Origin of the sequence: Flavobacterium macacae (assembly GCF_003865365.1) — a bacterium.
Lineage (GTDB): Bacteria > Bacteroidota > Bacteroidia > Flavobacteriales > Flavobacteriaceae > Flavobacterium > Flavobacterium macacae.
Genome location: NZ_RQVR01000003.1, coordinates 195,469 through 215,217, shown reverse-complemented (window position 1 = coordinate 215,217; position 19,749 = coordinate 195,469). Strand labels below are relative to the sequence as shown.

Genomic DNA, 19,749 nt, shown 5'->3' with positions numbered 1-19,749 from the left:
TATGAAAAAAATACTCATTGTCGATGACGAGCCAAACATTGTAATGTCACTAGAATATACGTTCAAGAAAAATAATTTCGAGGTTTTTATTGCAAGAGATGGTCATGAAGCGTTGGACATCTTGAAAAATGCATTGCCAAACATTATTATTTTAGATGTAATGATGCCACATGTTGACGGTTACAATACCTTAGAACAGATTAAAAAGGATCCACGATTAAAAGACACGAAAGTCATTTTTTTATCGGCAAAAAACAAGGAAAAAGACATCGAAAAAGGACTTTCTCTTGGAGCTGACTTATATATGACAAAGCCATTTTCAGTAAAAAAATTAGTGGAACAAGTGAATGAATTGATAAAATAAAACCTGAATTTATGAGCAAATACAATGAGTTCTACAAAAAAAGCATTCAAGATCCAGAACAGTTTTGGAAAGAACAAGCTGACGAAATAGATTGGTTTGGCAAGCCATCCGCAATACTTTCAAAAGATAAAAACGGCTATCCGCTTTGGTTTGAAGACGGCCAGATAAACATGTGCTACTTGACTCTAGACAAACACATTCAAGACGGTTTTGGGGACCAAATTGCCTTTATTTATGACTCTCCGGTAACGCAAACGATAAAAAGATATACGTTTCATGAGGTGAAATCTGAAGTTGCCAAATTAGCCGGGGGACTTTTGGCCCTAGGTTTTAAAAAAGGCGATACCGCCATAATTTACATGCCGATGATTCCACAAACGGCATTTGCAATGCTGGCTTGCGCCAGAATCGGTGTGATCCATTCAGTGGTTTTTGGTGGTTTTGCACCACACGAATTGGCCATCAGGATTGACGATTGCAAACCTAGAGGAATTATTACGGCTTCATCAGGAATTGAAATTGACCGATTAATTGCTTACAAGCCTTTGGTGGATGAAGCGATCGAAATAGCGAATCACAAACCTAAAAAAGTAATTGTTTTTAATAGAAAATTGGGCGCAAAAGTTCCGTTTAAAAAGTACGATGTTGATTATGAAGCGTTAGTTTACGGTTCTGAAGAAGCGCCTTGCGTGCCTTTGGAATCCAATCATCCGCTCTATATTTTGTATACTTCCGGAACTACGGGAAAACCAAAAGGCATCGTGCGCGATACGGGCGGTTACGCGACCGCTTTAAAATTTTCGATGAAATACATTTATGATGTCAAACCCGAAGAGGTTTTCTGGGCCGCTTCAGATATGGGCTGGGCAGTGGGCCACAGTTACATCTTATACGCACCGATGATTAACCGGAATACTTCGGTTATTTTTGAAGGGAAACCAATTAAAACGCCTGATTCCAGTACTTTTTGGAGAATTATTTCAGAACATAAAGTGGAAACAATGTTAACGGCGCCGACCGCTATTCGGGCTATTAAAAAAGAAGATCCTGAAGGAGAATTTATCAAAAATTATGATTTATCGCATTTAAGAAATCAGTTTGTCGCCGGAGAACGCTGTGATGCAGCCACAATTGAATGGTACCAAAAACACATTCCTATTTCGGTAATCGATCATTGGTGGCAGACAGAATCGGGGTGGCCGATGGTGGCCAACTCTTTAGGTCTGGGTGAATTTTCTATGAGATTAGGTTCGGCTACAAAACCAGTTTGTGGCTATAATTTGAAAATTTTTAGTGAAGACGGAAAAGAATTAGGGCCAAATGAAGAAGGTTTGGTAGTTGTAAAATTGCCTTTGCCACCAGGAAATATGCTGGGCCTTTGGGAAAATGACAAACGATTCAAAGAAAGTTATTTCAGCAGATTTGATGGATATTATCTTTCAGGAGATGGCGGTTTTATTGATGAAGACGGTTATGTTTTTATAACTGGCCGAGTGGATGATTTGATAAACGTGGCTGGACACCGTTTGTCAACTGCTGAAATGGAAGAAGTTGTGGCGTCACATCATTCGGTTGCAGAATGTGCAGTTATTGGTATCAGTGATGATTTAAAAGGACAGATTCCGGTAGCTCTGGTCGTTGTAAAAGCAGGGGAATCAATTGAAAATTTTCAATTAGAGTATGAAGTTGTGCAATTAATCAGGAAGAGAATAGGGGCGGTGGCTTCTTTAAGAAACGTAATCGTTGTGCAACGGCTTCCGAAAACAAGATCGGGCAAAATCCTTCGAAAATTACTGCGAAGCATTGCTGATGGCGAAAACTTTCAGATTCCGTCTACCATTGATGATGAAACAATTATTGAGGAAATCCAGAACGATTTTAAAATATCAAAATTAGGGAAAGCCATCTGATAAAAAACGAATTGCATATTTTTATGTATATTTATTTTGCATAAATACACTAAAATCTAAAATAAACTTTCTTTATATTTACATAGATTTTGATAAAAAAATTAAAAACTAAACGATTATGAGCTACTATCAAGTCAAAAATCTGGAGCAATACTTCAAACATTATAATAAATCAATACGAGAGCCTAGAAAATTTTGGGATAAAATAGCAGACGAAAATTTCACGTGGTACCAAAAATGGGACAAAGTTGTGGAATTTGACATGCAAGAAGCTGAAGTTAAATGGTTTTTAAATGCAAAAGTGAACATCACTAAAAATTGCATTGACAGGCATTTAGCAAAAAGAGGCGAGAAAACAGCTATCATTTTCGAACCAAACGATCCAAAAGAAGAAGCACAGCACATTACTTATAATGAGCTGTATGACCGTGTTGCAAAAATGGCAAACGTGCTTCGCGATCAAGGAATTAAAAAAGGAGATCGTGTTTGTATCTACCTTCCGATGATTCCAGAATTGGCAGTTTCTGTCTTGGCTTGTGCTAGAATTGGAGCGATACATTCTGTGGTTTTCGCTGGTTTTTCGGCTTCAGCAGTTACGGCCAGAATTAATGATTCAGATTGCAAGATGGTGATCACTTCTGACGGAGGTTTTCGAGGAAGCAAGTCTATCGACTTAAAAGTAATTATTGATGAAGCCTTAGAAAAATCACCATCGGTGGAGAAAGTTTTGGTTGTCAAAAGAACGAATGCCTCCGTTAATATTAAAGAAGGCCGCGACATTTGGCTGCAGCCGCTTTTAGATGCAGCTGTACCGAATAACGTAGCTGAAATAATGGACGCTGAAGATCCGTTATTTATCTTATATACTTCAGGATCAACGGGAAAACCGAAAGGAATGCTTCACACAACGGCAGGATATATGGTGTTTTCGGCATATACCTTTAAAAACATTTTCAATTATGAAGAAAACGATGTCTTTTGGTGTACGGCTGATATTGGCTGGATTACCGGACATTCGTACATTTTATACGGACCCTTATTAAACGGAGCGACAACGGTAATTTTTGAAGGAATTCCGTCTTATCCTGATTTTGGACGTTTTTGGGAAGTGATTGACAAACATAAAGTTACGCAGTTTTATACGGCACCGACAGCGATCCGTTCGTTGGCAAAAGAAAATACAGATTGGGTTGAAAACCACGATTTATCAACTTTAAAAGTAATCGGTTCAGTTGGTGAGCCAATCAACGAGGAAGCTTGGCATTGGTACAACAATCACGTCGGCAAGAAAAGATGCCCGGTTGTAGATACTTGGTGGCAGACAGAAACTGGCGGAATCATGATTTCTCCTTTACCTTTTGTAACGCCAACAAAACCAACCTATGCGACGTTTCCTTTACCGGGAGTTCAAGCTGTTTTGATGGACGAAAGACGCAATGAAATTGAAGATAATCAAGTAGTTGGAAGCCTTTGCATCAAATTTCCTTGGCCAGGAATGGCACGAACTATCTGGGGCGACCACCAGCGATTTAAAGAAACGTATTTTACGGCTTTTCCAGGGAAATATTTTACCGGAGACGGCGCTTTGAGAGATGAAGTGGGTTATTACAGAATTACGGGCCGTGTGGATGACGTGGTTATCGTTTCAGGCCATAATCTTGGAACGGCGCCAATTGAAGATGCCATTAACGAGCATCCAGCCGTTGCAGAATCAGCGATAGTTGGTTTTCCGCACGATATTAAAGGAAACGCTTTATATGGATTTATCATCTTGAAAGAGTCTGGTGAAAGCCGGGACAGAGCAAATTTGGCAAATGAAATCAACCAGCATGTTTCGAGCCACATCGGACCGATCGCCAAATTGGATAAGATTCAATTCGTTACTGGACTGCCAAAAACGCGTTCAGGAAAAATTATGCGCCGAATTTTGAGAAAAATTGCGGAAGGCGATTATTCTAACTTCGGAGATACTTCAACGCTTTTAAATCCAGAAATTGTAGAAGAAATAAAACAAGGAAAATTATAATTTTTTTCAGTCTTATAAATGTAAAAACCGCTTTGTCAATTTAGAACAAAGCGGTTTTTTTGCTATAAAATAAAAACACCGGCGTGAACCGGTGTTTTAAAAAAGCAGTTGTCTCAAACGAATTTACTTAATAATCATGTATACTCTCAACTACTTTAATGAATTAAATGCTGTTATTAATTAATGCGAATACATTCTTTTTAAAATTTCTATATTCTGAAAAATGAGCTTCAATTAATTCTTGGAAATCATTATGAGAATTCAAGAAAAATGTTTCACATTGTAAATCTTCGCATTCTTTTAAAACTTCCAATTTTCGATTGTACGAAATTAATTCTGTAGCAAATCTTAAATTTTCTTTCTTGAAATCTTCAATTTTTTCTAAAATATTTGAATACATTTTACCGTTATTTGAGCTTAACAGGTTTGTAAACAAAATGATTTCTTCTTTTATGCTATTGACTTCGTCGTTCCAGCGAATAACATCTCGGCTGATAAAAAACTTTTGCAAGTCATCTTGATCTTGATGCATTTTTATCATATCATTTTTCATATTTCTTTCTTTTCCAATGTGTTTTGCTGTTCAACCTTCAAAATCTTTATGGCATGCACACCTGTTGGAAACTGCCACATAATCTCGTCAGAAATTGCATATCCAAATAATGCAAGCCCCATAGGTGCTAAGACTGATAATTTATTATTTGCAATGTCACTTTTTTCAGGAGTCACAATTTGATAGCTTTTTGGCTCTCCAAAAGGGGTCTGAATGGTCACAATTGAATTAAATCTTACAATTTCTTCTGGCATCGCTTTGTCAGTGACAATTGTAGCTGATTTTAGCTCGTTTGCCAATTTTTCAATTGAAGCCTTGTAGGTCTTGTCTTTATTGTGCGCTGCACTTGAGATAATTTGTTTTAACAACTCATATTCTCTCTTTTCAATTATTATTTCTTCGTATTTCATAATTCATCTTCTCAGGCAATTAAGGGAAAATTCCACGTTGAACATAAGCCGTTTCAATTCTTGAAATTGCTAAAATATAGGCTGCTGTTCTCCAGTCTACTTGTTTTTCATTCACTACGTTTTGCATTTTTTTGTAATTCTCGGTCATCTTTTTCTCGATTTTCTCCATTACTTCGTCTAATGGCCATAATTCACCATTGCGGTTTTGCAACCATTCGAAATAACTTCCGATAACACCACCAGAATTACATAAAATATCAGGGATAATGGTAACGCCACGCTCTAATAAAATTCTTTCACCTTCATTATCTGTCGGTCCATTTGCACCTTCAGCAATAACTTTAGCTTTAATGTCATAAGCGTTTGCACCCGTAATTTGGTTTCCTAATGCAGCCGGAATAATAAAATCACAATCTAATGCGAAGAATTCTTTTGGCTCCATTTCTGTTGCTCCTGAAAAACCTTGGATTGAACCTTTTCTTGGTTTAGAATGTTCAAATAAATCATTTACAGCAATTCCTTTTTCGTTAATGATTGTTGCGTGTGCATCTTGAACAGCTAAAAGCAATGCGCCTTCTTTTTCTAAGAAAAGAGAAACCCAGTAACCTACGTTTCCAAAACCTTGGACAATGAATTTTTTTCCAGAAAGGGATTCGTTTTTGCTTTCAAACAATAGTTTTAAAGTCAAATAAACTCCAAATCCAGTAGCACGGTCACGTCCTTCTAATCCTCCAGAACCTACAGGTTTTCCTGTTACAACATGCTTGTTGTTAGATCGTGTCGCTGGAGATTTTGTTGACATAAAAGTATCAGCAATCCACGCCATTGTCTGCTCATTGGTGTTTACATCTGGAGCAGGAATGTCAAATTCTGGTCCGATATTATCACCTAAAGCGAAAGTAAACCTTCTGGTAATTCTTTCTAATTCAGAATTTGAATAATTTCTTGGATCGATCTGAATTCCACCTTTTGCTCCACCATAAGGCAATCCTGCAAGGGATGTCTTCCAAGTCATCCACATGGCCAATGCTTTTGCATCGTCAATATCCATCGTGGCATGAAAACGCAATCCTCCTTTGTATGGACCTAATGCATTGTTGTGCTGCACTCTGTAACCGGTAAAAACCTCAACTTGTCCGTTATCCATTTTTACTGGAAAATGAACTAAGATTTCGTTGTTTGTTATTGATAAAATTTTCCTGATGTCAGGATTTAAGTTCATAATGTCAGCCGTTTTGTGGAACTGTTCCATTACGTTTTCATACATGCTTTTTTTCGCAGGTTCTTTTGTAGTAATCATAATTTTACTGATAATGTTCGCAGGATACTTTTTTGTCTTCTTTCCAAATGCAATAATTGTTTTTTTCACAATTAATACACAAACCACTCTTCACTTGAATAGCTGATCTGTTTAAAGAAGAATATTTAATTCCGCTGCAAACATTTTCAGTACAAGTGATAATAGGTAATATGATATTTGGAGGAATTTCAAAAGAAGATTCCTGTAACTTTTTTGACATGATAATTAAATTCATTTGATAGTGGTATCTATTTAACAAACTGCATGCCACAAACACCGATTTCAGCAGCTAAAACTGATAATCAGTATTTTGATGATTTTAAAATTAAAGAGTATAAAAATATGGTAGGTAAAAAATCCTCGGTTGGGGAGAAATTACTCGATTTTTAAAGAAGTTTTTGGCGCAAGGTTTTTCTATCAATTTGAAGAATTTCGGCTGCTTTCGTTTTATTATCACCAACAGCATGCAGTACTTTTAAGATATGATCTTTTTCAATATCTTTTAATGATTTCAAGTTATCATTTCCTGTGGGATGCTGGTATTTTAAAAAATCTGGAATATCAGAAACATCAATTTCTGAATCGCTCATAATGATTAACCGTTGGATGATATTTTCTAATTCACGGACATTTCCTGGCCACGAATGGCGTGTCAAAATTTCAACTGCCTTATCTGTGATTGTGCAATTTTCTTTACCATATTCAGCGCCATATTTTTTCAAAAATGTTGAAATCAGCGGTATAATATCATTTTTTCGTTCGCGCAAAGGTTTCGTTTCAATACTGACCACGTTTAACCTGTAGTATAAATCTTCTCGGAAAGTACCTTTTTTGGTCATTTCATAAAGATCATTATTGGTTGCAGAAATAATTCTAACATCAATTTTTTGGGCCTTTTGGGAACCAATTTTAGTAACCTCCTTTTCTTGTAAAACCCTTAACAGACGCGTTTGTACTGAAAGAGGCGCAGTTCCAATTTCGTCTAAAAAAATAGTACCGCCGTCGGCAGCCTGGAAAAGCCCTATTTTGCTTTCATTTGCGCCTGTAAAAGCACCTTTCTCATAACCAAAAAGTTCTGATTCCATTAAATTTTCAGGAATGGCACCACAATTCACAGTCACAAATGCGTTTGATGAAAAAGAACCTTTAAAATGGATGGCTCTTGCAATCAACTCTTTTCCGGTACCGCTTTCTCCTTGGATTAAAACAGTAGCTTTATTATTTTTAACCCTTTCAATTACTTCGACTAAATTTTCAAACTGTTCTGAATTACCAACGATTCCGGCATAGTTATTTACTTTATTTTCTAAATTGGATTTGATCTGAGTGATTTTCTTCTTGGAAATATTTTTTCCGTTGAAGGAATTTTGAATTGCTTTTTTTAATTCTTCACTTGTAAATGGTTTTACTAAATAATCTAAAGCTCCTGATTTTACTGCATTTACTGCCGTGTCAACTGAAGGGAATCCTGTGATAACTAATTTTGGTATATCAGGAAAGTGTTCATTTGCAAATTTGATCAGTTCAATTCCGTTTAAGCCGGGCATCTGCAAATCTGTAATCAGCAAATCTATCGATCCGACTTTCAATATATCAATGGCTTCTAAAACAGAAGAAGCTTTATAGGTATGAAAATTTTGTGCTTTTAAATTACGCTGCAGCAATTCAAGCATATCATAATTATCGTCTACAATAAGTATGTTTTCTTTCTTAAGCATTTTTTTAAGAATTTAAAGGTAAGCGTACTTGAAAAACCGTCCCATTGGGTTGATTGTTTAGCGCAATAATATCGCCTCTGTGGCTTTTAATAATTCCGTGCACAACGCTCAAGCCCAGCCCTGAACCTTCACCAATGGGTTTTGTGGTGAAAAAGGGTTCAAATATTTTGGATTTTATTTCTTCCGGGATACCCGTACCTTCATCACCAATCTCTATATAAAAATCAGTAGCGTCTGAATAGACTTCCACAGTAATCACAGTGTTTTTTGGAGCAACATAGATCGAATTCAACACGATATTAAACAGCACTTGTGTCAACTGGATATTATCTATCTGTGCTTTTAAATCAGGATTATCAAAACTCAATTGGAAAGAAACTTCTGCCTTTTTAAAACTAGGACCTAACAATGACAACGCATCCACAATAATTGGCTTGATCAAAACAACTTCCATATTTTGAGGCATTTCACAAGAAAAAAACATCAATTTTTTGACAATTTCTCTTGAATAAATAGCCGCATTTATGATTTTAGAAACATCTTGCGAAACTTGTTTTTCAATATTTTGCTCTTTAATTAATTCTGCAAAACCAAGAATATTTCCAAGAGGCGTATTTAATTCGTGGGCAATTCCAGCCGTAATTTCACCTAAAATAGAGAGCCTGTCCACGCGTTCCACACTTCTTTGAAACTGTTTTTCTTTTTCTTTATGGATGTTTTTTTCAATATAAGCCCCAATTTCAGAAGCTACTTTATTTAAAAGTCTTTGTTCTTCATCTAAAAAATAAAAGGCATCATTTACAGGATATAATACTTTCACAAAGCCAGATTGTTTATCAAACAAATCTATTTCACTAATTTGAAACATTGCCTCCTGAGGTAAATCTGATGTGGTGTAATAAAAATTATTTATTTTTAATTCTACAATACTCTCAGAAGAAAATCGCCATGCAATTTTTAAATTCTCACATATTTCTTTTAAAATTAATTCAGAAGGAAGCTCTTTTTGAGCAATCGTTTTTGAAATATCATAGAGGCAGGTGAGTTCTTTAAGGCGTTCCTTGAGTTTTTCTTCAGTAGAAATTTCAACCATAATTTTTGGACTTTAAAAATAGACAGAAGCATGTCAAAAGCCAAAGTTACTTATTAAACTGCAAGAAAAGAAAATATTTAGCTTTTTAAAGCAAGAAAATAACAATTCTTTATAAATCCAAATCCATTATTATGAAGTCATAACCGTCTTTAAAAAACACGGTTTCAGTTTCTTTAAATCCAAGACGTTTGTAAAAATCTTTCGCATTGGCGCGCGCATTACACCAAAGATTTTCAGCTTTTTGGAGCTTACAATACTCAATTACAGCTTCCATTAATTTTTTTCCCAAACCTAAACCTTGCGCTTCTTCTAGAATGGCCAACTTCCTAAATTGATATACTTTTCCCTCATTAAAAACAGAGACGATTCCGGTCAATTTTTGATTGTAATACAAGCCAAAGTGAATTCCTTCATCATCATTTTCAATTTTCACAAAATCTAAATCGTGCTCGGGATACATTACTTGGTAGCGAATTGGCCAGGTCAAATGAGGGGCAATTTGTTCTATATGGATCATAATTTTAAGCGTTGTTTTAATTTTAAGAAGATCAAAGCTGTTATGTAGGCATCTCCGGAAGCGGTATGCCTGTCGCTTTTTGAAATTTTAAAAGTGGTTGCCAATTCGTCCATACTGAACTGTTTTTCCTCTGGCAATTGTTGCCATTTTTGATACATAATTTCAATATCCAATGCCTCATTTTTTAATTTTCCGGCTTGTACTTTTTCTAAGACTTGGTTAATCATTTCAATATCAAAATTGATGCGATGCCCAATCAATGTGGCGTTTCCGAGATAATTTACAAATAAGGAAATGGCTTCAGCTTCTGAAATTTTTTCTTCAGAAGTATTTAAGATTCCGTGTTTTATAGCAATTTCTGGATTGAAGTTATCCTGAAGAATGGTAATGTCAAAACTGTCTTTTACAATAATTTTTTCATCCTCGATTCCGATGGCGCCAACCGAAAGAATCACATCTTTATGAATATCCAGGCCACTTGTTTCTGTACTAAATACAACAAAACGCTTCGATTTATATTCGAATTTATGCAGGTAATTTTTCCAGAACTCAGGATACTCTTTGTTTATTTTTAACCAATCCAGCATATTATGAGAAATAAGTTAATTTGAATCTGTTTTTAATCAATTCTTGTACTTCTTTTATCGGAATAAAGCAGTTTTTCAGTTTGACTTTATCCGTTTTTGAGAGTTCTTCTAAATTGATAAATTGCCCGTTTGAATCGTTTTTTAATCCTTCTACAGTTCTAAACTCCGATAAAGTAAGAAAGGCTTCGGCGCAATTTAAGAACAATTCTGAATTTCTCGAATCAGCTACAGCCAATTGCTTGAAACGCATGTAAGTGCTGTTCACGCCTTTAATATCTTGGCTCAACACCAATAATCGTCCAGCATCGATCAACGGGGTCAAAGCCCGACTTTTAATATCAAAAGTGTCTTTGTTTTCTCCGCCTTCTTCCACTAAAAATTGACGAAAAAATCCTAACGGCGATGGTTTTTTCAACGCATCGTTTCCTAAATAATCAAAGAAAAGTTTGTTGGTTTTTGCATTCTTATAAATGATTTCCGTGATAGCTTCTTCAATAGCAGATTCTCCAAAAGCGATTTCGTAATCAAAGAAAATCGTGCTAATTACATCGGTAGTTTCACCTGGAGTATTTATCCAAGTATTGTATTGTTTTATCCAATCAGTCAATGATTTACACCAAATTATATTACTTGCTACAGCACCATCTGGAGACGGCACATAACCTACTTTTTCCAATGTAGAAGTAGCTCTTCTTGCCAATTTTAAAAAGTAATCTTTGACATCTCGGTATTTATCTTGGGCCACATCTTCAAAAACAAGCATACTGTCTTGATCAGTTAAAAGCAATTGCTCTTTTCGACCTTGGCTTCCGATGCTCAACCAGGCAAATCGAGCAGGAGGTGAGCCCATTTCTAAGATGGCCAAATCAATCGCTCGCCTTGAAATTGCAGTATTTATCTCACCCGAAATATTCATAATGTGTGAAAGCGGAATGTCTTTTTGGATGGAACTTGCAATCAATTCGGTTAATTTTTCTCGAATTCTTTTTAAATCTTTAGCAGTTTGGGCACGCTTGACTTCCTTGATGATGACACCAGGATTGTTGGCTTGCGCAACAACCAGATCGTTTTCAGAAATGATACCTCGAATGGCCGATTTATCAGAACCATCTTCGGTAACGCACAGGTAATCAACATTGTATTTCAGCATATACAATTGGGCTTCAGCCAAAGACAAATCCTCAGGAACCGTAATTACAGGCGAAGTCATTATTTTGGAAGCAACCGTAGTGATAGGAAAATGACCTGTGGCGATTTTAGAACGCAAATCTTTATCCGTCACGATTCCGATAGGAAGATTTCCGTTTTTAATGATAACGCTCCCTATAATATTATCGGTCATCATCTGCGCAATATCTTTCACGATAGCATCTTGTGAAGCCATTATCGGTTCTTTGCTGTAATGAATCGATTGAAAATACTGAATATCAGCTTGTTGTTCTTTGTAAATTATATTTTCAGAAATCAATTTTCCGCGGTGTTCTTGGTCGTAAGGATTTCTGGTATTTGACGCAAAACTTTCTAATAAAAAGCTTAAAACATTTGAATTTGCAGTTACAAAAGGCTGGAAAATCTTGAGCGGAATGGCATAAACTATACTTTCTTCACGCGCCTTTGCAGTCATCAAATAATTGTTTTTTGCAAAAAACGGACGCAAGCCTAAAATATCGCCTTCGTCACATTTGTCAATCAAAGTTTCCTCGGCATCAGAAGTCACCGAAAGGCCAATGGCTCCCGAAACCACAATGTAAAAACTATCGTGGCAAACGTCTCCAATTTGAAAAAGAATTTTACCTTTTTCGAGGTAAAATACACGAATTTCGCAGGCTATATGAAATAATTCAGCATAAGCCAGACTCTGAAATGGCGGGAAATTCTTGAGAAAATCAGCAATTCTTTCTGCAATTGGGTTTTTCATAATTCTGTAACTGTAATGTAGTAAAAATAAACTTTATTCTATTCAGTTGCAAAAAATTATAGTTTAAAATTTACAGAAAATAGGACAATTTAGTGCTGTAATTGCGAAAAAGTGATCAATATAACTGCAATCAATGCCAAAGCGATTCCGATGTAATTTTTTAGAGTAACTTTTTCTTTGAAGAATAAAATTCCGGCCAAGCTTCCTAAAATGATGACGCCCATATTCATCGATGCAAAAACGGTGGATGGACTTTCTGAAAATGCTTTGTGTGCTTTCAAGTAGCATAAAATATTTCCGAAGTTTAAAATCCCTAAAATACTTCCAAAAATAAGACTGTTTGATTTTAATTTTTTCTTTTGAATTATAACCGAATATACTGTAAATAAAAGCGCTACGGCAAAAGCAATGCAAAAAACAATAAATAGGGAAGTGGTGTAAGGAAAGCTATTTTGAGTGGCAATCTGTTTAAAAAACACGTCAATTATTCCGAATCCTAATAATACTAAAGCGGGATAAACCCATTTGTTTTGAGCGGAATCTTCTGTTTTATTTCGTGATAAAATCAAAATCATTGCTGGAAAAGCAACTGCCAAACCAATGAATTTTAGAGTGCTGAATTCTTCTTGAAAGATAAAGTATGAAGCTAAAATCGGAATAAATAAGGACAATCTTTGGGCAATATCGGTTTTAACGATTCCCACATTCTTGATGGAAGACGCTAAAATCAAAAAGACGCTGGGAAGCAAAATCGCCAAAGGAATATAGATTTCCCAAGGAGAAGTGCGATCGATTACAGAAAGATCTGGTGAAAAACTAAAATAACTAAGTGCAATTGCGAAAACATAATTTAAGGTGATAATTTGAATAATATCAACGGAATATCTTTTAGAAATTTTCAATAAAATTCCGACAGAAACACTGCAAATGATACTTAATAGGAGGTAAAGCATTGGTAATAAATTTGAATACAAAAATAGGTTGCCAAATTTGATTTATAGTCCAATACTAATATAATTTGAATGTTAAATTTCTTAAAAGAATTATAATTCCAAACCTTGCAAAGTTTGTTCTGGTGTATATTTACGAAGCAAATAATTAATTAACCAACATCAATTACAATGAAATTACACAAAAAAATCGGAATTTTTTTAATGGCAGTCTGTATGTCAACACTTGCAAATGCTCAAGAAAAAGTGGTAAAAAGCCCTGCGGAAACAGCTACAGGAAAAATTAATGGCGCTACAATTACCGTAAATTATGGAAGTCCTTCAGTAAAAGGAAGAGCGATCTGGGGAGAATTGGTTCCTTTTGGAAAGCCTTGGCGTTCTGGTGCAAATAATCCTACAACTTTTGAAACTGACAAAGAAATTACTGTAGAAGGAAAAAAATTACCAGCAGGAAAATATTCTTTCTTTATAATTCCAGAAAAAGAATCGGCTACAGTTGTTTTTAATAAAGAATTTAAGCAATGGGGCTCTTATAAAATGGATGAAAAAGATGAAGTTTTGAAAGTTAAAGTAACGCCTAAAAAATCAGCATCGTTAACTGAAAAGTTGGTTTACAAAGTTAATAAAGACAATGTGACTTTAAGTTGGGAAAACTGGGATATTCCTGTGAAGGTAAAATAATGTATTTCTAAATATTCTTTTAGAAATTTTAAGAACACCGCTTAACCGCGGTGTTTTTTTTGTTTAACTATTATTTTTTCTCTCTGAAGTTTTTTGGAATATAAAACAACAAGAAAATAACTAAGAGAATTAGTAGATATTCCATTTAAATAAATTTGTAAGTTTTAGGGTAACAGTAAGATATCAATGATTAAGTTTAATATATTTTTAAAAGATTTTTGTTAGGATGGAACAATTCTACAATATTCTATTTTACATAATATTAATTATAGTGCAAATTTATAGATTCTAATTTTTATCAGGTAAACCAAGTATTGTTGAGTATTATAAGACTTAAAGTGAATAATGATAATCCGAATATAACAAGCGACTTATCCTCATTTAAATGCACTGATTTCTTTTTATAACTATTTATAATGAGGCTTATTAAAATTAAAACATTCCAGATAATTATATAAATTAATATAAATATTTCAGCATATAAATTTGTCAAATCATAACCACCGCCACCAATTGAATTAAATCGGCTTTGCAGAATTGTCCACAAAAATAATCCGACCACTGGCAGTATTAAAATAGCCAATTTGATGTAAAAAGACTTCGTAAACTTCATAACTAAAAAATTAAAATCTCCAGAAATCACTTCCCAGAGATTCAATTATATAATTTAACCGCCGTTTTTTAACCGATCTAAAAGTAATTTTAAATTGACTGTTGCAAAACCTGAACTGTGATCTGACAATCCATACGGAATTATTAGTTCATTATTATGTACAATAGAACCGCACGAATACACCACATTTGGAACATAACCTTCACGTTCTTCGTTATTTGGCATAATCAAAGGATCTTGCAAACGTCCAATTTCTATGGATGGATCTTCTAAATCTAATAACGACGCGCTGATCGAATAATGGCGCATTGGCCCAACGGCGTGCGTCATAATCAGCCATCCGTGCTCGGTTTCAATTGGCGAACCGCAGTTTCCGATTTGTACGAATTCCCAAGGATATTCAGGGCCTTGAATCTTAATGGGGTCTTCCCAAATGTTGATATTATCAGAATACATCAGGTAATTATTCCAGCCGTCGATTCTAGATAACATAGCAAATTTCCCGTTGATTTTTCTTGGAAACAAAGCCAAATTTTTATTTTTGGCGCCGGCACCATTTAAAGGGCCCGTCTTAAAATCTACAAAGTCATAGGTATGAATTAATTTTGGCATAATGTGCTGGCCGTCATAAGCCGTGTAGGTTCCATAATAGACGAATTTTCCATTCTCTTTCTGGAATTTTACAAAGCGCGCATCCTCAATTCCTTTTCTTTCAAAATCAGAAATAGGAAAAATGACTCTATCCGAAATGTCTGTATCTTTTGAAAAACTAATTTTTCGGTAACTGTCAGAAAGTGCTAGAATTTGGTTATATTCTTTAATCGTTTTTTCATCGGTTGTTTTTTCTTTCGCTTCAACAATGATTTTTTTCAGGCTTTCATAATCAAAACGTTCTTCTAATTTTTCGTCCACGTCTTTTAAAAAATCAGCATTGATATCGGCTTCTTCACCTTTTCTGATAAATAATTTTTTATTGTAAATCATATTGTGAATTTTCTCCGCTTCATCAATATAATTTCCAGCTGGCAATACATTGATATTATTGTTTTTGTCAATCAAGGCGCGCCTGAAAACAATGGAAGAAATATGCCCCTCTCCCACTGCCCTAAAGCTGATCAAGACTCGCAATTGTCCTTCTTCCAAATTGCTTTGATCAAGATCGGGAACTATTGATGGATTAAAAAAAGCCGCCGATTCAATAGAATATTCATGCGTAAAATAAGATCCAATTAAAAGTCTGGTATATTCATCTAATTTCTCATACTGATATCCCGCTTTTTCGATGCAGTTTTTTACTTTATCAGCATGTTTCAAAAGTTTTTTGGTAATATTTCGATGTCTTTTTGAATAATCCTGAAGTAAAGGGGAAATAATATTGAAAATACTTTCTGAGTCTAAACTTAAAATTTTCTTGAGCAATTCAACCGCTCTTTCTTCGCCATTGAAGAAATAACGAGCAATTACACGGCCAGAATCAGGATAAACTTTGTTTGGTTTTCGTTCTACGGACAATCTCATAAGCAGGATTTTTATTGATTTTTGAGGAAATTCAAATTTTATAGCTTTGAATATTATTTGTAACCCTAAAATACAATTAAAAATTAAGATGGCTTGTTGCCGTAATGCTAAATTTAAGCAAAAGTCATGTTTGGTTTAATTTTTGTTATTTAAAAACCTTATAATTGTAACGGATATTTAAATCCATTTTTATAAAATAAATGAGAGCAGTTTTATTTTTTATATTCTTCATCACTTTTTCAGCGTATTCACAGATTGATTATAACAAATCAATTTCGATTCCGTCATTGGATGCGCCAAAGAATACGCCTCTTCCTGCGGAAGAAAAAGATCTGGACAATATTTATATTCCTGCTTTTGGGGAAACAAAATCAAAATCTAACAAATGGAGTATTGTGGCACCTGAAGGAGTTGTTTTTGGAAAACAAGGCGAATCTTTTGCAGATCCGTCTGAAAAGCATACCAAAAAAATGAACGAGAAACCAGGACATGAGTCATCTGTTGCAGCAAAAGGAAACCAATATTTTGGTGAATTCAGAAATAATGGAAAATTTGTTAATCTTAAATTTAGAGATTTTGGGCTGGAAGATGGTGATAAAATAAAGATATCACTAAATGATGTCGTTGTATATCCTTCAATTACGCTGACAAATAATTTTTATATTTTAGATTTGCAATTAAAACCAGGTTTCAATAAAATTGATTTTGAAGCTTTAAATCAAGGTTTTTCAGGACCAAATACCGCTGAATTTCACGTTTTTGACGACAAAGGAAAACTAATTGCCGCAAACCAATGGAATCTTGCTACAGGTTTTAAAGCTTCAGTAATGATTATCAAAGAAGTTGATCCTTCCCAAGTGACTGAAAGTCAAAAAGAAGAGTAATTTATTTTTTTCGCCACTCGCTTTTTAGCATTGCATATTGAAATTCACTTCCCCATTTTTCATTGAAAAAAATATTTTCTATAAAATGGCCTTCTTTTCTGAAGCCGATGCTCTCAATCAACTTGATAGACGCGCTATTTTCGACATCGACAGTTTCTTTGATTCGGTGGATCTTTTTTACGGCAAAAAGAAAATCCATAAGACCCAACATCGCTTCTTTTGCAAAACCTTGTTGCTGATAATGATGTGAAATTGTAATTCCAATTTCGGCAATTCGCTTGTCACTTTCGTCTAATTTGATAGCACAGTCGCCAATAAGTTTGCCTAACGTTTTTTCTTCAATAGCATATTGAATCCATTGTCCCGGTTTTCCAAACATTTTATTTTGTTGAGAAGCGATAAATTTTTCGGCTTGACTTAAATCCATCACATCAAAACCTTGGTATTTTGATATTTCAGGATTCGATCTGTAACTATGAAAATCGTTCAAATCTTTGGGTTGTAGATTTCTAATGTGAAGCCTTGCGGTATGTATTTCCAATGGATCCATTTTGATGCTTATTTATTCAAAGATAGAAAAGCTTTTCCTAAATTTTCAGAAATATCTGATGCAATAAAAGATTCATATCCCGTTGCCGAAATGGCAATATCTGCGGTAAGTCCGTGCAGGTAAACGCCAAAAAGGGAAGCTTCCAAGGGCTTATAGCCTTGCGCAAGAAAACTTGTGATGATTCCCGATAGTGAATCGCCACTTCCAGCGGTTGCCAAAGCAGGATTTCCGGTTGTGTTTTTATACAGATTTTCACCATCAAAAATATGTGTTGGCGCGCCTTTTATCACAAAAATTAATGAAAATTTTTTAGCTAGCGTCCCAATTAATTTTAATTTTTCTTCTTCGCTTTTCCAAGAACCGATTAAGCGCTCTAATTCTTTTTTATGCGGTGTGAGTATGGTTTTTTCAGGCAGCAATTCGAGCAAATTTTTATTTCGTGCCAAAATATTTATGCCGTCCGCGTCAATGAGCAATGGCTTGTTATTTGTTTTTAAAAATTGATGGAACGCTTTTTGAGTCAGCATTTCTTGTCCCATTCCCATGCCAATAGCAATTGCTTTTGGTTCTATTTCGAATTCTATATTTGAAATACACCTTTCATTATCATCTGTCAAAACCATCGCTTCAGGCAGAGCAGTTTGCAAAACATCGTAACCACATTTTGGAATTAAAGCGGTAACAAGTCCGCAACCTGATCTCAGGCACGCTTTCGAGGCCAATACAATGGAGCCAATCTTTCCATAAGAACCGCCAATTATCAAGGCGTGGCCTTGAGATCCTTTGTGCGTTTTTTGCTCTAAAGGCTTATAAATTGCAAGTATTTTTTTTAAATCTAGTATTAAATTCTCCATAGCGCGCTCCTCCCATTTTACACTCTAATTTACGAAGAATTTTGAATTTTGGTTTTAAAATGGAGCGGAAACAATTTTTAAATAAAAAAATAAATTATTCATAAAAATTCAAACGTTTTCTCCTTTGATACTGCAAAAAAATCAATAAATTAGCCACTTTAATTTTTATAATCAACACAAATGAAAAGTACTGCTTTATCGCACATTCACGAAAGTCTTGGAGCAAAAATGGTTCCGTTTGCGGGATACAATATGCCGGTTCAATATGAAGGAGTCAATGCTGAACACGAAATTGTTCGTAATGGTGTCGGCGTTTTTGACGTTTCGCATATGGGGGAATTTTTAATTTCAGGTCCAAATGCCTTGGCTTTGATTCAAAAAGTAACCACAAATGATGCTTCAACATTGGTTATTGGTAAAGCACAATATTCTTGCCTGCCTAATGAGAATGGCGGTATCATTGACGATTTGATTATTTATCAAATTAAAGAAGAACAATATCTTTTAGTTGTAAATGCTTCCAATATCGATAAAGATTGGAACTGGATTTCTTCTAAAAACGATGTTGGAGCAGATATGAAAAACATCTCTGACGAGTATTCTTTGCTTGCCATTCAAGGTCCAATGGCAATGGAAGCCATGCAGTCGTTGACATCTGTTGATTTGGCCGGTATCAAATATTACCATTTTGAAGTAGCTGATTTTGCTGGCGCAGAAAATGTAATTATTTCTGCAACGGGATACACAGGTTCAGGAGGTTTTGAAATTTATGCAAAAAACAACGAAATAGAGCAAATTTGGAATAAGGTTTTTGAAGCAGGAGAAGCGTACGGAATCAAGCCTATTGGTTTGGCAGCCCGTGATACTTTACGTCTTGAAATGGGTTTCTGTCTGTACGGAAACGATATCAACGACACAACTTCACCCTTCGAGGCTGGATTGGGCTGGATCACAAAATTCACGAAAGATTTTACCAATTCAGAAAACTTGAAAGCCCAAAAAGAAGCTGGTGTATCCAGAAAATTGATCGGTTTTGAATTAACAGAAAGAGGAATTCCCCGCCATGATTATGAAATTGTTGATAAAGACGGAAATGTGATCGGCATTGTAACTTCGGGAACAATGGCGCCTTCTTTAAACAAAGGAATCGGGCTTGGTTATGTTACCACAGAATTTGCGGGAGTGGATAGTGAAATCTTTATCAGAATCAGAAAAAACGATATTCCTGCAAAAGTTGTTAAATTACCTTTTTATAAAAAATAAAAATGTTTTTTAGCCTTGTCCTTGTAAGATATTTTACTAA

The 19,749-nt window shown here is 35.0% G+C and carries 18 protein-coding genes; 6 read left to right on the top strand and 12 right to left on the bottom strand.

Annotation, left to right across the window (positions count from 1 at the left end):
- Position 1 precedes the first annotated feature (1 nt).
- From EG849_RS04265 to acs, 3 genes are all read left to right on the top strand, one after another.
- Positions 2-364 (top strand): response regulator transcription factor, encoded by a 363-nt coding sequence (locus EG849_RS04265; protein ID WP_125011848.1) that lies wholly within the window; start codon positions 2-4, stop codon positions 362-364.
- An 11-nt stretch (positions 365-375) separates the two neighbouring features.
- Entirely contained in the window at positions 376-2,274 is a 1,899-nt protein-coding gene (locus EG849_RS04260) for an AMP-binding protein (RefSeq protein ID WP_125011847.1), read from the top strand.
- 118 nt (positions 2,275-2,392) lie between these two features.
- The gene (gene acs, locus EG849_RS04255; RefSeq protein ID WP_125011846.1) at positions 2,393-4,300 is read left to right on the top strand and encodes an acetate--CoA ligase; all 1,908 of its coding nucleotides are present in this window, start codon (positions 2,393-2,395) and stop codon (positions 4,298-4,300) included.
- A 163-nt stretch (positions 4,301-4,463) separates the two neighbouring features.
- Here acs and EG849_RS04250 read toward each other — a convergent pair whose 3' ends face one another.
- From EG849_RS04250 to EG849_RS04210, 9 genes are all read right to left on the bottom strand, one after another.
- On the bottom strand, positions 4,464-4,853 hold the full coding sequence (locus EG849_RS04250) for a hypothetical protein (protein WP_125011845.1): 390 nt from the start codon (positions 4,851-4,853) through the stop codon (positions 4,464-4,466).
- Positions 4,850-5,263, bottom strand: coding sequence for a GreA/GreB family elongation factor (locus tag EG849_RS04245; protein WP_125011844.1), 414 nt, complete (start codon positions 5,261-5,263; stop codon positions 4,850-4,852). The genes EG849_RS04250 and EG849_RS04245 overlap by 4 nt, the downstream gene beginning before the upstream one ends.
- A 19-nt stretch (positions 5,264-5,282) precedes the next feature.
- Positions 5,283-6,563 carry a Glu/Leu/Phe/Val family dehydrogenase gene (locus EG849_RS04240; RefSeq protein ID WP_125011843.1) on the bottom strand — a complete coding sequence of 427 codons (1,281 nt, stop codon included), beginning with the start codon at positions 6,561-6,563 and terminating at the stop codon, positions 5,283-5,285.
- Between the two features lie 386 nt (positions 6,564-6,949).
- Positions 6,950-8,281, bottom strand: a complete 1,332-nt coding sequence (locus EG849_RS04235; RefSeq protein ID WP_125011842.1) for a sigma-54-dependent transcriptional regulator — start codon at positions 8,279-8,281, stop codon at positions 6,950-6,952.
- A gap of 4 nt (positions 8,282-8,285) precedes the next feature.
- On the bottom strand, positions 8,286-9,374 hold the full coding sequence (locus EG849_RS04230; protein WP_125011841.1) for a sensor histidine kinase: 1,089 nt from the start codon (positions 9,372-9,374) through the stop codon (positions 8,286-8,288).
- Positions 9,375-9,483: 109 nt separating this feature from the next.
- Positions 9,484-9,891: a GNAT family N-acetyltransferase gene (locus tag EG849_RS04225; RefSeq protein ID WP_125011840.1), complete on the bottom strand. Its 408-nt coding sequence runs from the start codon at positions 9,889-9,891 to the stop codon at positions 9,484-9,486.
- A complete protein-coding gene (locus tag EG849_RS04220; RefSeq protein ID WP_125011839.1) occupies positions 9,888-10,478 on the bottom strand; it encodes a 3'-5' exonuclease in 591 nt (196 codons plus the stop codon). Before EG849_RS04220 ends, EG849_RS04225 begins: the two co-directional genes overlap by 4 nt.
- 1 nt (position 10,479) lies before the next feature.
- Positions 10,480-12,396, bottom strand: a complete 1,917-nt coding sequence (locus EG849_RS04215; RefSeq protein ID WP_125011838.1) for a DUF294 nucleotidyltransferase-like domain-containing protein — start codon at positions 12,394-12,396, stop codon at positions 10,480-10,482.
- Between the two features lie 89 nt (positions 12,397-12,485).
- On the bottom strand, positions 12,486-13,349 hold the full coding sequence (locus tag EG849_RS04210; RefSeq protein ID WP_125011837.1) for a DMT family transporter: 864 nt from the start codon (positions 13,347-13,349) through the stop codon (positions 12,486-12,488).
- 168 nt (positions 13,350-13,517) lie between these two features.
- On the opposite strand from EG849_RS04210, the gene EG849_RS04205 reads away from it, so the two are divergent.
- Positions 13,518-14,027, top strand: coding sequence for a DUF2911 domain-containing protein (locus EG849_RS04205; RefSeq protein ID WP_125011836.1), 510 nt, complete (start codon positions 13,518-13,520; stop codon positions 14,025-14,027).
- A 667-nt stretch (positions 14,028-14,694) separates the two neighbouring features.
- On the opposite strand, the gene EG849_RS04200 is transcribed toward EG849_RS04205, so the two are convergent.
- Positions 14,695-16,158, bottom strand: coding sequence for a glycoside hydrolase family 130 protein (locus EG849_RS04200; protein WP_125011835.1), 1,464 nt, complete (start codon positions 16,156-16,158; stop codon positions 14,695-14,697).
- 200 nt (positions 16,159-16,358) lie between these two features.
- Here EG849_RS04200 and EG849_RS04195 point away from each other — a divergent pair, with 200 nt between their 5' ends.
- A complete protein-coding gene (locus EG849_RS04195; protein WP_125011834.1) occupies positions 16,359-17,042 on the top strand; it encodes a hypothetical protein in 684 nt (227 codons plus the stop codon).
- 1 nt (position 17,043) lies between these two features.
- Here the strand turns inward: EG849_RS04195 and EG849_RS04190 are convergent, their stop codons facing one another.
- On the bottom strand, positions 17,044-17,592 hold the full coding sequence (locus EG849_RS04190; protein ID WP_125011833.1) for a GNAT family N-acetyltransferase: 549 nt from the start codon (positions 17,590-17,592) through the stop codon (positions 17,044-17,046).
- A gap of 8 nt (positions 17,593-17,600) precedes the next feature.
- On the bottom strand, positions 17,601-18,446 hold the full coding sequence (locus EG849_RS04185) for an NAD(P)H-hydrate dehydratase (protein ID WP_125011832.1): 846 nt from the start codon (positions 18,444-18,446) through the stop codon (positions 17,601-17,603).
- 180 nt (positions 18,447-18,626) lie between these two features.
- On the opposite strand from EG849_RS04185, the gene gcvT reads away from it, so the two are divergent.
- Positions 18,627-19,709, top strand: coding sequence for a glycine cleavage system aminomethyltransferase GcvT (gcvT, locus tag EG849_RS04180; RefSeq protein WP_125011831.1), 1,083 nt, complete (start codon positions 18,627-18,629; stop codon positions 19,707-19,709).
- Positions 19,710-19,749: the final 40 nt, after the last annotated feature.